Origin of the sequence: Bradyrhizobium sp. Rc2d (assembly GCF_900099855.1) — a bacterium.
Classification (GTDB): domain Bacteria; phylum Pseudomonadota; class Alphaproteobacteria; order Rhizobiales; family Xanthobacteraceae; genus Bradyrhizobium.
In genome coordinates this window covers 275,678-288,756 of the sequence record NZ_FNCU01000003.1, presented here as the reverse complement: position 1 = coordinate 288,756, position 13,079 = coordinate 275,678, and the positions used below count along the sequence as shown (strand labels likewise).

The window sequence follows — 13,079 nt, the reverse complement described above, 5'->3', positions numbered from 1 at the left end:
CACGATTGCCGATGTCGGCGCCAACATGTTGGTTTCGCTGTTCACGATGTTGCGTCGGCACTCGCGGTCCTCTTTGATCATGACCAACGAACCGGGCGCCATGGAGAGATTGAGTTCCGCCGTTCCGCCTCGAGGTCCGCTCGTTATCAAAATGGAACGGCATCCGCACCACCTAATCCGCTGGTCGAAAATCAGGAGCCCAGTTCAGTTCCTCGCTCGCCGAAGATGCTGAAGATATTCCAAATGGCTCGGCAATGTGCGGACTAACTCGGCTGTCCGATCCCGCACTGCTTGGAATGCCGCGACGGCAGCGCTTACGTTAGAGTGCCGCAGAGTAGGCAAGCTATTGACGGGCCGATAACGCAACCCGAGCAGCATCACAGAATACGAGTAGAATTCGAAGCCGTGATAACACGAGTTGATGCTCCTTTCGTTCGGAAGCCGCTTTTTCCAAAGGGCAAGACGTTGATCCACCGAGGAAGGTACAGAGATCTCCTTTGTCGCCTTCCAAAACGGCGTGTCAGCCCTATCAGAAGCGCGATAATGAAGGACAAGAAAGTCGCGCACCCCATCGATGCGATCGGCAATGATCCTATTGTAGTCGGCCACTACCTCCGGGTCCGTCGTGGAACCTGAATAATGACGTAGGAGCTCCTCAATGCCGAACTGAATAAAGAAAATCCCGGTCGACTCTAGTGGCTCTACGAAACCGGAGGACAAACCGATTGCGAAGCAGTTTTTGACCCAAGAATTGCGGCAACGGCCGATTCGCATCTTGATGTGATTTGCGATGCAATCTTTGGCGCGCGGACCTAAATGTGCGCGAAGGTCTGATTCAGCTTGCTCGGAAGAGATGAACTGACTGCAATAGACGTAGCCGGTCCCCACGCGATTATACAGAGGAATATTCCACACCCAGCCGGACGGTAAAGCAGTGGCTGAGGTAAAGGGCTGGATATTTGATGTGTCGGCTTGGTAGGGGACCTGCAGCGCTATCGCGCGGTCGTTCAGCAAGACGTCTTGGAACGAAACGAACGGTTCCTTGAGCGCCTGGTTGATGAGGAGACCGCGAAAACCGGTACAATCTACATAAAGCGATCCTTTCACTGCCCCATTTCTGCGCGTCCTGAGACAATCGATCGAACCATCACTCGAGAGAAGCACGTCTTCGACATCGTCTTTGATGCACCGAACGCCAAGCGCCGTCGCATAATCCTTAAGAAAGCTCGCGAGCAGACTGGCTTCAAAATGATACCCATAAGGGTACTGCGACCGGTGATCAGACAGGAATGTATTTGGCGGCGCCTCGCTAGCAAAATTGAAGGTGGTTTTGACCTTGTGATCGAAGACTTCACCGTTTAAGTATCTTGGAGATCTGTTGTTCTCGCATAGAGAGGGGGTGCTAAAGCAGGCGGAATCGAATGGTGTCTCATTAGGCTTTAGGTGTAACCACCATTCGCCAAGATTGTTTCCGCCTATGATCTCATAGCGTTGAAACGGATGATAGAAATGACCGCCCCCAGCGCTCCAATTGGTGAATTTGATCGCGAGCTTATAGGTAGCATTACACGGTGGCATCCATTCCGATTCATCAAGGCCAAGATAATCAAAAAATAATTTCATTGTGCTGAAGCTGGCTTCACCAACCCCAATGGTGCCAACGTTAGCAGACTCGATAAGCGCGATATCGACACCCCTCAACGCCTTTTTGAGATAGGCGGCAGTCATCCATCCTGCCGACCCGCCGCCCACAATCACGATAGATTCGCCGATCATCATGGCTCCCATTTCGCTCATCAAATGTTAGTCGTTTGTTGGCGTTGTCCAATCGGTGCAGAGCTCCAGCTCCGCTCGATCGACAAGAGCATCGCTTGGCAGGCTGGCGTCGAGGTCAGGGGAGGGATTTCACCGCTTGTGAGATTGAAGCTACCCCGCCTTAAAGGCGATGGCTCATAACCGCGTTTGAAGGCGCAGCCGCGTTCGTCACGAGAGATCAGCATCGGCAATTCGCAAGCCCCCACTTGCGTAATGGCGTCGTGTGGGTGCTCCCAGGTGCATTCGAAGGCGGAAGGGGCTTGCATCGGGTGAACAACACCGCCACCATTGCTAATGAAGAGCGTTGAGACCGTCCAAACCGCCCCGCTTTTCGCTGATGACGGGATTCCTGCGGCGTGAGCCTAAGAGTTGAGACATTCGCAATCCTTGTCGGTCGTTGGAGAGCCTTCGCGTGATCGGGGACCGTCCCCACCTATCTCAGATACAACTTGACGCTGCGTGCGATTCAAGTGATCTGAGGCCGGCAAACTGGACATTTTTGGCTAGAAACTAGCTTTTTCCCACGCCACGATCTTCCGAATGTGGGCGGCGTTCGGCTCGCAGCCGCACTGCAGCGGCGCTCAACCTGATTGATCCATGACCCCAGCCGACGAGCGCACGATGTCCTGGCTCGAGTCGTCGCCGATTGCTTCCTCACGGCGGCGATCGCTAGACCAGAGCAGGCGCCACCTGTTCGGCGCCCGCCAATTTTGTTGCGACCTCGCCACTGCACAGCAGCGCAATGTCTGCGGCCGCGCGACAACTGAGCGGGTTCTCTTATTTGTCTTTGCTGGCAAGTGCCGCGATCAGTTCAAGGGTTGAATGGGGCCGCAAGAGGCAGGCATCTTTATTGCACACGTTATCATGAGCTTCGTCCTGACACGCTTCAGTCTACATGTGGACTGGCGCACTGGCCGTGCCAGATCATCAAGGTAGAGACGTGTGCGGCAAGTGGAGTGCAACGTGCGCGCCATGACTGGTCGAAATGCTCAGGCCAGCGATCGCGCTTCACAAGGATCGAGGATGGCCAAGCAATTTACTCAGGAGAAGCCGGACTCGGTCCTCGATGCCGCAGACCAACGCTTGACCCGCCGCGCGGTTTTGGGTGCAACGATCGGCAATATTCTCGAATTCTACGACTTCGGGACCTATGGCTTTTTCGCAATCCAGATCGGCCAAGCGTTCTTCCCGGCAAGCGACCCGTTCGCCAGCCTCATGCTGTCGCTCGCAACCTTCGGCGCGGGTTTTGTGACCAGACCGATCGGGGCCATCGTGCTCGGCTCGTATTCGGATCGGGCCGGCCGCCGGCCCGCGATGACCGCCAGCTTTGCCATGATGAGCGCCGCGATCCTGTTGTTGGCTATTACGCCCTCGTACGAGACAATAGGAATTGCCGCTCCGCTGCTGGTCATTTTCGCACGTTTAGTGCAGGGCTTCGCGCTGGGCGGTGAGGTTGGCCCGACGACCGCGTATTTGATGGAAGCGGCCCCGACCGAAAGGCGCGGTCTTGCTGTCTCGTTTCAACCCGCCAGCCAACAGATCGCTGCGACGGCCGGAGCGCTCGTTGGAGAAATACTCTCCCTCACCATGACGAGCGAGGCACTCAATGCGTACGGGTGGCGGATCGCGCTGTTGCTCGGCGCCGCTACGTTACCCTTCGGACTTTGGTTCCGGAGCGGCCTGCCCGAAACGTTGCACCGCCCCGAGGCGCCGGCCCTGGTCATCCAGCCTGTAGGGAGATCGCCTGCCGCTCGCCGCATCATGAGCTTGGGATTTGTCATCTTGGCCAGCTGCACCATCATTACTTATGTCACAGGATATATGACCACCTATGCACTGAACACCCTGCACGTTTCCGCGCCTCTCGCCTTTGGTACCACGCTCATTAGCAATACGGTAGGAATTGCTGCCGCACTGCTGGGCGGCTGGCTCGCAGACCGCGCAGGCCGTCGGCACATCATGATATGGCCGCAGGTCACTGCATTGCTGATGACCTATCCGGTATTCTTGTGGATTGCAGAGAGCCGCAGTGCCCTCGCACTTCTCGGAGGTCTCGGCGCGCTCACCCTGATCGGAACGATTCCGTATAGCGCCTTCTATGTGAGCATGGCCGAAGGTTTGCCCAAGAACATTCGTGGTGGCGCCTTCGCGACGATCTACGCTTTTGCGATAGCGATTTTCGGAGGCACAGCTCAACCAGTCGTCGCCTGGCTGATCCACCTTACCGGGAGCGCGCTCGCGCCCGCCTGGTACATGCTTGTCGCTAGCGCGGCCGGACTCTTTGCCATGCTCATGATGCCGGAGACGGCACCACTTAAATTTAGAGCTCTGCGCACAAGTAAAAGCCCGTCATAGCGCCGGACAATGTGATCACGGGTCACTTCCGGATGATATCGCGCGCTGCCTCGCGCTGGCCAACAAGAATGTACGTCGCCGCCTTTGATGCGGTCGGTCGCGGCCATCGAGAGCACCGACAGCACGGACGGCTCCGACAGCACTCAGGAGTCTTGTCGACTGTTGCCAGCGCCATCAGACTGTCGGGCGCTCGCGGCGCTTAACACGACCCGATCGACGAAGCGCCTGCCGCCCACGAGGCGCGGATGGCCGCTTGTCCGAAATGCCAAGCCCCGGGGTCGGGGCGAATATTGGCAATCGGCGCCCTAGAACATTTCGCGTCCACCGGAGCAGGGGTCGCCAACTCCGTCATAGATGCCGAGGATCGTCTCTACGACGTGGGTAGCTCCTTGAGCCGGCCAAGGCATCTCGTCCAGCAATGCAACCTCCAGTGCAGACAGTTAACGCGCCGGGCTGATCACTTCCTTCGCCGATGTCACTGACAAGCCGCAGTCGGTCAGGTCGACCACGACGTCGGTTGTAGAAACGACGCCTCTGCGATGAGTGATCGCCAACACCGTCACATCTTTGGCTAGAGTGCGGATATGGTCCATAATGTCCCGCTCGGTTTGTTCGTCGAGCGCGGAGCTGGCCTCGTCGAGAAGAAGGATCGCCGGCTCGCCATAAAGCGCGCGGGCAATAGCAATACGCTGGCGCTCCCCGCCGGAAATTTTCAAACCGCGTTCTCCAACGGCTGTGTCAAATCCTGCCGGCAAAGCCTCGATAAAGGGGAGAATAGCGGCTTTTTCCGAGGCAGCGCGAAGGCGCACCTCGTTGCGGGGCCGTCCTAGTAGGATGTTGTCGGCTAGCGACTCATTGAGCAACATCACGTCCTGCGGCACGACAGCAACTGTGGCATACCAATCCGCGCGATCGATGCCCGCTATATCGGTTCCATCTAGCAGAATACGACCGCAGTCTGGTTCGATCGATTTTAAGACGAGCTTAAAAATTGTCGACTTTCCCGATCCGGATTCACCGACAAGGAAGGTGATCCCGCCGCGCCCAGCCATAAACGAGACGTTCGTGACGCCACGACCGTTGTCGTAGGCATAACCAATGCCCTCGAAAGATAGCTGGCCAGCGGAGGGGGTAAAATCTTGAGCGTGAAATGCTCGCCGCTCTTCTGGTGCGGCCCACAGCCTAGTTAGAGGGATGAGGTCGGCTCGCGACCGCGCCACGTCAGAGATCGCTCGCGCAACCATCTCGAATGGCATATTGAGCTGGAGTAAAAGCGTGTTGAATAGCACCATATCCCCGATGGTGACCGCGCCAACCTGGTATTCAGGTATAAGAAGGAAAAGCGTGACCGCAAATTGTAGCGCGACGGCTGGGCCGAGCACGGCGATGTAGGCAAGGCGTTGCAACACATAGGCTCGCCAGTTGTCACGCACCTCCCGCGCCTTCATCGTAAAGCGCTGGCTCATCCATGTATGACTGCCGAAATAGCGCAAAGTGTCCATGGCGTTCATGACGTTGCCAACGAAACGCTCATTCTCCTGTCGGGCCTCGCTGGCCCGATTCAGGAACACGGACGCCCGACGCGTGGAACTCCACGTCAATGTAATCGCGACTGCCCCATAGACGACAACGATTGCAGCGATCTGGATATTGAGGCGCGCACCGAGAGTAGCGAGCGTAAGTAGAAGTTGTGTTGCAGCAGGGATGAAGACGATGGTCCCAAGCTGGAGCAACGCCGTCAGCGCGCTACGCCCGCGCGCGGCCGCACTCTGTATCTCCACGGGATTGTGCTCAAGAAAAAAAGCCGCGGTTTTCCTCAGGATGCGATCGAAGAAGCCTGTTGCAGCGATGAAGCCCAGGTTCTCGGCTGTCATAAAGGAGAGATACTGGAGCATGCGCTGCAATGCGGAGGCCACGCCGAGCAGGACCGCATAGCCAGCGAACCCCCACACAAGCACCGACATGTCTCCCTCGCGCGGCAGACGGTCGATGAGACACGAAAATACATACGGCGCTGCGACGCTGCTCGCGCTGGAGATCAGCGCCACTGCGACAACGACGAGAAGCAACCATCGATCAGACCGCCAGTACGCATGCCAAATTTCGGAAATCGGTGACAACGTGCTGTCGTTCGACATGACCTGCGGCGGATCGAGTAAATGGGCTTTGCTTAGGCTGAACGAGCCGACATAGCCTTGTTCGCACGATTTCAATTCCATGCGAGCTCACATAAAGACGCTCCATGCAAGCTCACCGGAATTTACTTTTGTGTACCATTGCTTGGCTTCAAATCAATCGGTCCAGCACCGTCATCACCTCACCAACCCTAGTAGGTTGTCGTGCGCCTTCTCACATGAGAGATCATATTTTTTGGCTTCGACACCGCTGCCGCGCCACCCTGTCCGTCATTTTCTGGAGCCTAGGATGTCGACAGAACGAGAAGCCTATCACCCTGTCGCTAGGAACACGACATGAAGAGCGCAACTGCAGACTCGTGTAAACGGTCGCCCCGGTCCGATACAACTGACCTTCCTCTACCGGTGCTGCCGCCCCCCCATTGATGCGCCAAAAGGGCCGTTCCCTAACGACAGCGCTACGTTTGGCTTCCTCTATTTTACCATTCTTCTCTCGGTTACCGCCGCTCGCGCGGTGGCGGTGCAGCTTGAATTCAATAGCTATGCTTAAGGCGACTTTTGAGAATAGATGATCTGGAAAAAGTTCGATCCTGTTGTCCAAGATCACTCAATAGCAATTGGTGAAAGCTACATCTGCCCATTTCATCATAAAAGCCTCGAGAGCTCGTTGGTGAAGAACTCTGAGCAATGATTCTTCGTCGTACGCGAGCGTCAACGAGTTGCAGATGAGTGCGGTGCCCCTTCGGTCGCCACAATTAATGTACCTACAGATGAGTTCGGTCAGCACTATCAAGGATGCTGCACTGGCCGCTCGATTTTGTGCTGATCGAGGTCGCCCGGCGGGGCAGTCGCGCTCAAAAACAACTTTTCCGTTCACTCAACCTACGCCGATTGAGCATTTGCGCGATTGGCGATCGTCACCCGACTAGATGTGAGTAAGCAATCGCTCAGATCATCTTCAGAAGGCGATGGCGCGGATTGCTCCATCTGGCAGCGTACCCGTACGAGAAGAGGATGCGGCCGCTGTCGGAGTCAAGCGGCCGCACGAGGCTCTATCCTCATTCTCTGCTTGATTGTTTTCCGCTTTCAGTGGTGTACGCACGACGGATCAGTCAAACAAAAAAACAGGTCGCAGATACCATCCAACGGGTCATCCGCGCACTGGGGATATGACGTATCCGCTACCTGCACCTTGGCGGTGACCGGTTGCGCGGCAACCTTTGCAACAAAAGTCGGCACCGCCGCCGTTGCAAGCGCGAGGGCGCTCGCAGTCACAAACACGAATTTTTTCATTCGAGAAATCGCTTCCCTAGGTTGGCCCCAGCCGTCCTCGACGTCTATATGACGAAGCTGCAAGTGGTAAAATTGATTTTCTTGATTGGGTCTATCTACGGAATGGATAAGTTCGGACATCACCATAAGGCTTTATCTTAAGCCGCTCGGAACCTGCAAAGGCCGTTATGGTCGAGCTCTCGACGGGCCTCGAAGTGGTCGATGCATTTCTCGGAGCACCCCGAGCACAGCGTGTTGTTGAGCCTGACTTGCATCGTCCCGGCCAGGACACAGTCGGTCGCATCGTTGGAGACCGAACATGTGCTGCCCGAAGGCACCTGCGTCACATTTGGACGCGCGATTGTTCATGACCGATAAGACGACTGCGAAGATCGCGTACCCATTCTTTTATTCGGCTGCGCTGCAGGCCACACGGCAAGGCTTCGACGGGCCCGATCGCGGCGGGATGCTGGCAGTCGAGCGGGACTGCATTCCTGGCGCCAAACCGCCGTCAATCAAACGAGAGCTTGGCTGGAGAATGGTAACGACGCGCTGGATCTGTCCTCCCTGTCCCTGAGCGCATTGCCCGCCGCACTCCCGCCCGAGCTTCAGGCCTTTGGCGTGCGGGACAATCAGTTGACAAGCTTGCCCGACTTTCCTGCCCGGCTCCGGGTACTCAACGCAGCTCGAAATCGACTGACCAGCCTGCCCGCAGACCTGCCATCCAGGCTCCGGTCCCTGATCATCGGCGACAACTCACTGACCAGTCTGCCGGCCTTCCAGCAACGCTTGAGGAGCTCGACGCTGCAAGCAACCAGCTGACCAGCTTGCCTGACCTTCCAGCCGGGCCCCAGAACCTGGACGTCGGTGGCAACCAACTGGCCAGTCTGCCCGCCATTTTCGGCAACGCTTCGGGATCTCGCCGCCCCAAGCAACCAGCTGACCAGCCTACCCGATCTTCCAGCCAGTATCCAAAGCCCGGATGTCGAGCACAATCAGCTGACCGAACTGCCTGAGCCACTCCCGTCCGGGATCGAATTGCTATCGGCCAGCGACAATCGACTGGTCCGGATGCCCGAACTCCCGGCTGACCTCGAAGCACTTGATGTCAGCAACAATCGGCTGACGGACGTACCGGAGAGCCTGCTGCAGCTGGGCAGCAACGCGGCCGTCGATTTGACGGACAATCCGCTGCAAGAACGGGTGCAGACTAATTTAGTGACAGCGAGGATTGCCGAGGACTATGCCGGCCCGCAAATCCTTTTCGCGTTGAGCGAAGAGCCCATGGAACCTAGGCCCCGGCCACTGCACGAAGTTGTCGCAGAGCAGGACCCAGCCGCGGAGGCAACATGGCAACGCTTCGCCAACGAGCCTGGTGTGCAGGACTACGCTCGTTTGCTCAACCGGCTTGCCGGCACGGTGAACTACCGCAATGACGAGTTCCGGCAGGCCGTGGTCGAGGATCTGCGGCAGGCCGCGGCGAGGCCTTGGCTGCGCGAGCTGTTTTTCCAGCTGGCTTCCATGCGTGCGCAAGCTGTGAGGATGGTATCACTTTGACATGGAACGGGGATACAGACCGCACGCCTGAACGCTGACATCGAGGACGGCCTCTACGACGATCGGCTCGCCGAGTTGCTCCAGCACGGACGCGTCATATTCCGTTTGGCGCTCGACGGAATAGCACGCCAGACGGTCGATGCCCTTCGTCTCTCCGTACCGGTCGACGAGATCGTGGTCTATCTCGACTACCAGACCCAGTTACGCGACCCACTGGAGCTGCGACACGTCGCCCCCGACATGCGCTTTTTGACTGTCTCTCACGTCACCGGCGACGAGGTTGCGAGGGCGATCGCAACGGTGCGGGAGCAGGAAGGTACAGGCTTTGCGGACTATCTAGCAACGCGTTGGCAACCTTGGGAAACGGTGCTGAGGCGCATTGCCCCCGCAGAGCATGCAGCAATGGAGGAGCGTCTCGTCGATGCAATGGGCGACGAGTTTCAAACTCGGCTGAACCAAGAGCTCGCCGAAGCGGGCCTAACGGGCGATGCCGATGCCGAGCGGACGCTCGGACCTCAAATCGTCAACGAGATCGCCCGGGAGATCAAAAGCGAGGTAATGCACCGGGTGCTTGGGGCGCACGGCATCGAGCTGTAAAGATCGCTCAGACCCATGATATGGATTGCTGTCGTGAGCTCGCGCCATGACTCAATAGACAGCGCCCGCCAAGCTGATCGGGCTGCGGAGGCATCGCCTACTCTTCCCGCGATGGCTCCGTTGGTCGGTCGTAATGGCGACTGAAAAAAGCAGGGACATGACTGACCATAGGCCCATGTACGGAATTTTCTCGGCGGCGCTCGGCGCCGTTGTCATTTGAAGAGAAGCAGCTCCGACGTCACTCGGCTTGAGGCGCTCAACGAAGAACGACAAGCCCCAGCATCCTCCGGGGGTCATGGAGGCGGGATGCTGGGGCCGTCGTAGCCTTATGCAAGAGTAGCAAACAGGCAGCGTTGTTGTGCACCGCCCGATTCGATTCGTCAAAGCGGCCCGGGATACTCAGCTCCCGTGCATCCGGACCATCCGCAGGCCGTTCAAGCTCCGCCGAGGGTTTGCGCGCCAGTTCGCGGCGGGCAGACAGGCGAAAGCACTGTTACATCGGAGCGCATCGCCGCCAGCATCAGGCACATGTTTCTCCGCCTGCCACACTGGGTGGCCTAGCTTCTCGCCCGAGCGCCGATCTTCGCCACGCCTCGTAATGGCAGCTTGCTTGTCCGGCGATCGACAATTGTCCGGATCGCCGGCTGACAAGCATCCCGTGGCGCGTGTTCTCTTCCCCAGGCTCCATCCTTTTGCGAGATGGAGCCCGATGGGGCTCGGTGCTGCTCAGGCAATCCGCCGAGCCGATCCGGAGGCATGAAAGCTGCCACCAAACGGCACACTGCCGCAAGACAACCAGCTCACGAGATCCCCAGTCGAGCCATCTGCGCCGACACGTGCTCCGGATCGGGAAGGGGGTGCCACGGATGGCCGTCAGCGGCGGTGCTCAACAAGGACCTACAGAACCCAGGGGTGAGCTTGCCGCGGTGGATCACGACGTTCTCGTGCCCCTCGGCGGCTCGAGCGCTCTGCCAGTGCTGATTGTAGCCGCGCTGTTCGTCGGACTTCACGTGGCAAGCGGCGAATTCGCGATCGCCCAGCGTTGCCAATTGCCAGGCATGTACCGGCCGCTTGGTATGGATGTGCACCCACATCGGCCTTGGCGTTGCACCACTGCGCAGCGCCTTGGGCTGCAGCTTGATCTCGAACAGCGTCCCTGGCTCTCCCTTCAAGGCGCGCGGTGGATCCACTGAGGCCAGTTCCCCCGCCGCCCGCAACTGTTCAAGGTACTTTTGCGATGGAAACGCATAGGTCTTCATGCAATCGCTCGTGATTGCTGCCTTTCGCGCGTTCAATGAGTTTGCCTGTCCCTGCACCTCGGACCACATCGCCTTGAGCCGGACTATTTTTTCGTGCACTTCGGGCACTTGCGCAGCCGTGAGCAGGCCACGTCGGCGAGGCTCCTCCAGCGCGGCTACACAGGCCTCAATCTCGGAGGCCTGCGTCTGCAAGCGTTCAATGACGCGATCCAAGACGTGTTCGGCGTCCTCGGGCTTCATCTGGCGCGCTTGCGAGACGGCGCTTTGCTGAGCCGGCAGATCGAACTGCAGCAGCTCGTCCAGTCGCTCGAGTAATCCCGCCAGTGCTTTCCTGGAGGGCGGAGCCTGCCACATCTGGAGTTGCTCGGTGGCAGAGGTTGACGCGCTCGCGCGTGCCTCCTCCGCGGTCGCGAGTTTCTTGGTACCGAGATCCGAGAGCACGATAACCTTGCCTGTCGGGGCCGTGGCGGCATCGGGCCTGGCGAGTTGCGGGTCGGGCGGGCGGGCCGTCGAACTCCCCTCGCCTGCGGCCGCTGCGCGCCTTCCTTTGCCCTTTCTGCGCGCTCGACTGACTTCGCCCACGACGGCGGTATTTTCCGGCAGCGCAGCCCAAGCCGGCGGTTCAATCGTGGCTGGCGTCTTTGGCTGCACTGCCAGCAGCCGCATGACTTCGTTCGCCGTAAGCCACGCACCTTCCACGCTCTCGTCCAGCAACTGCAACGGAAGGTCAGCTCCCGTTCCGACCTCCCTCAGCGTGGCAACCATGGAGCTCACCCCTGACGCGAATTCCGAAAGCCGTTCCATAACTCCTTCCAGAACGGCGCGGTGCTCCGCGTCGAGTGGCCGTCCTTCGTTGTCTAGAACAGCGGCCCTAGCCGATAGGAATGCCGGAAAAACATCCTCGATGAAGGTCCCCAGCAGACGCACCCGCCCGTTCTCACCCATGAGGGCGTCGCTGACGGCTGGTTCGAACGTGCTCGCTTGCGACTCAATCAAGAGCTGCGCGAGAGCGATCCGCGATTGCAGATACATGCACTTCGTGTACAGTGCCCAGCCGGTGTGCAGTCGTAGTGCGGCCTCTTCGGCCTTCCGCATCTCGGGCGTGGCGCTCGGTAGATTGGCTGTAGCCGCGCAGACCGACTGCATCCGCTCCGATCGCAATGCCTTCTTTCCCCACCACTCCATGCAGTCCGAATAGCGCTTCGCCACGCTGGAAAGCGCACGGCTCAGCTGCTCGGGCGGAGCGTTGGATTGGCGCATCCCGTCGAGCACCGTTGCCGCTCTCTTCCTGCTCTCCTCCAAGTCGTAGATAATCCGAGTGGCCACGGCGTTACATTCGTCCGCTGCGCCCAGCGTGTCGTCGCGGACTCGGCGAGCCCGATCATCGGGCAGAATGCGACGCGCCAAATCTGGGGGCAGGCTCGCGTAGTAGTCCAGAACTGCTGATCCCGCCTTGACGACTTGATCGATCAGCTCTTGCGCCTCGGGCAAGTCCCGGTAGTACCTGGCCGCGCGACGACAAGTATTAAGCTCCTCAAGCAGGCTGCCCATTTTTCGCTCTGCCGCCTTGATCTCATTCCGCGTTGGCGGCGCCGCCACATTCGAAGTTGGTGGCGGGTTCGCGAGCGCCGCGGTTCTATCCTGAGGCCCGGCGCGCATCCTCTCCACGACGGCGTCGAAAGATCGACTGCGTTCCCCGGGGGCGGGGCCGGGCTCCAGGCTCGAACTGCTCAATTGCCCGGTACTGTCGGCTCCTGCAGCCCCAACCTGCGATGTGCCAGCTCGGCCAATGCCCGTCATATTTTATCTCCGATAAAGTCGAGAATGCGCAGCCTGTCTGGATAGACCGCTTGGCTGACCAGTAGCTGACCAAGAGCGTTTTTCCGGATGCACAAGAAAGCCGATGTTGCCTTGGGTTCCACTTCCATCGCAGCTCCTGTGTTGCTGAGATAGCGATGCGGGATAACTGCGTCAGTTGCGGGATAATCAGCTGAGACGTGTCCGCGGCCTGACGTGCCCTGGTCCAGATCTGTTGTGGATGCGACAGTACGGCCGCGAGGCGATCCGGAAGAGTCCTGCCCCTATGCCT

The 13,079-nt window shown here is 58.7% G+C and carries 6 protein-coding genes and 1 pseudogene; 2 read left to right on the top strand and 5 right to left on the bottom strand.

Features of this window, described 5'->3' with window-relative positions; translation table 11 throughout:
* Nucleotides 1-204: 204 nt before the first annotated feature.
* Complete coding sequence (locus BLV07_RS07445) at nt 205-1,779, bottom strand: tryptophan halogenase family protein (protein ID WP_210187791.1); 1,575 nt, start codon at nt 1,777-1,779, stop codon at nt 205-207.
* A 1,059-nt stretch (nt 1,780-2,838) separates the two neighbouring features.
* Between BLV07_RS07445 and BLV07_RS07440 the strand changes: the two genes are divergently transcribed.
* Nucleotides 2,839-4,170, top strand: coding sequence for an MFS transporter (locus BLV07_RS07440; protein WP_176945387.1), 1,332 nt, complete (start codon nt 2,839-2,841; stop codon nt 4,168-4,170).
* Nucleotides 4,171-4,610: 440 nt separating this feature from the next.
* Here BLV07_RS07440 and BLV07_RS07435 read toward each other — a convergent pair whose 3' ends face one another.
* Complete coding sequence (locus BLV07_RS07435) at nt 4,611-6,389, bottom strand: ABC transporter ATP-binding protein (protein ID WP_244551003.1); 1,779 nt, start codon at nt 6,387-6,389, stop codon at nt 4,611-4,613.
* Nucleotides 6,390-7,391: 1,002 nt separating this feature from the next.
* On the bottom strand, nt 7,392-7,724 hold the full coding sequence (locus BLV07_RS48665) for a hypothetical protein (protein WP_244551002.1): 333 nt from the start codon (nt 7,722-7,724) through the stop codon (nt 7,392-7,394).
* A gap of 924 nt (nt 7,725-8,648) precedes the next feature.
* Here BLV07_RS48665 and BLV07_RS48660 point away from each other — a divergent pair.
* Nucleotides 8,649-9,731 (top strand): annotated as a pseudogene (locus BLV07_RS48660) (NEL-type E3 ubiquitin ligase domain-containing protein).
* 800 nt (nt 9,732-10,531) lie between these two features.
* Here the strand turns inward: BLV07_RS48660 and BLV07_RS07420 are convergent.
* Nucleotides 10,532-12,790 (bottom strand): T3SS effector XopP-like protein, encoded by a 2,259-nt coding sequence (locus BLV07_RS07420; protein ID WP_091881858.1) that lies wholly within the window; start codon nt 12,788-12,790, stop codon nt 10,532-10,534.
* On the bottom strand, nt 12,787-12,918 hold the full coding sequence (locus tag BLV07_RS49705; protein WP_283806512.1) for a hypothetical protein: 132 nt from the start codon (nt 12,916-12,918) through the stop codon (nt 12,787-12,789). Before BLV07_RS49705 ends, BLV07_RS07420 begins: the two co-directional genes overlap by 4 nt.
* Nucleotides 12,919-13,079 lie beyond the last annotated feature (161 nt).

What these genes read in the sequence shown, in the direction of transcription:
- BLV07_RS07445 (WP_210187791.1), bottom strand. Translation starts at nt 1,779, where the DNA reads ATGATGATCGGCGAATCTATCGTGATTGTGGGCGGCGGGTCGGCAGGA.
- BLV07_RS07440 (WP_176945387.1), top strand. Translation starts at nt 2,839, where the DNA reads ATGGCCAAGCAATTTACTCAGGAGAAGCCGGACTCGGTCCTCGATGCC.
- BLV07_RS07435 (WP_244551003.1), bottom strand. Translation starts at nt 6,389, where the DNA reads ATGGAATTGAAATCGTGCGAACAAGGCTATGTCGGCTCGTTCAGCCTA.
- BLV07_RS48665 (WP_244551002.1), bottom strand. Translation starts at nt 7,724, where the DNA reads ATGGTGATGTCCGAACTTATCCATTCCGTAGATAGACCCAATCAAGAA.
- BLV07_RS07420 (WP_091881858.1), bottom strand. Translation starts at nt 12,790, where the DNA reads ATGACGGGCATTGGCCGAGCTGGCACATCGCAGGTTGGGGCTGCAGGA.
- BLV07_RS49705 (WP_283806512.1), bottom strand. Translation starts at nt 12,918, where the DNA reads ATGGAAGTGGAACCCAAGGCAACATCGGCTTTCTTGTGCATCCGGAAA.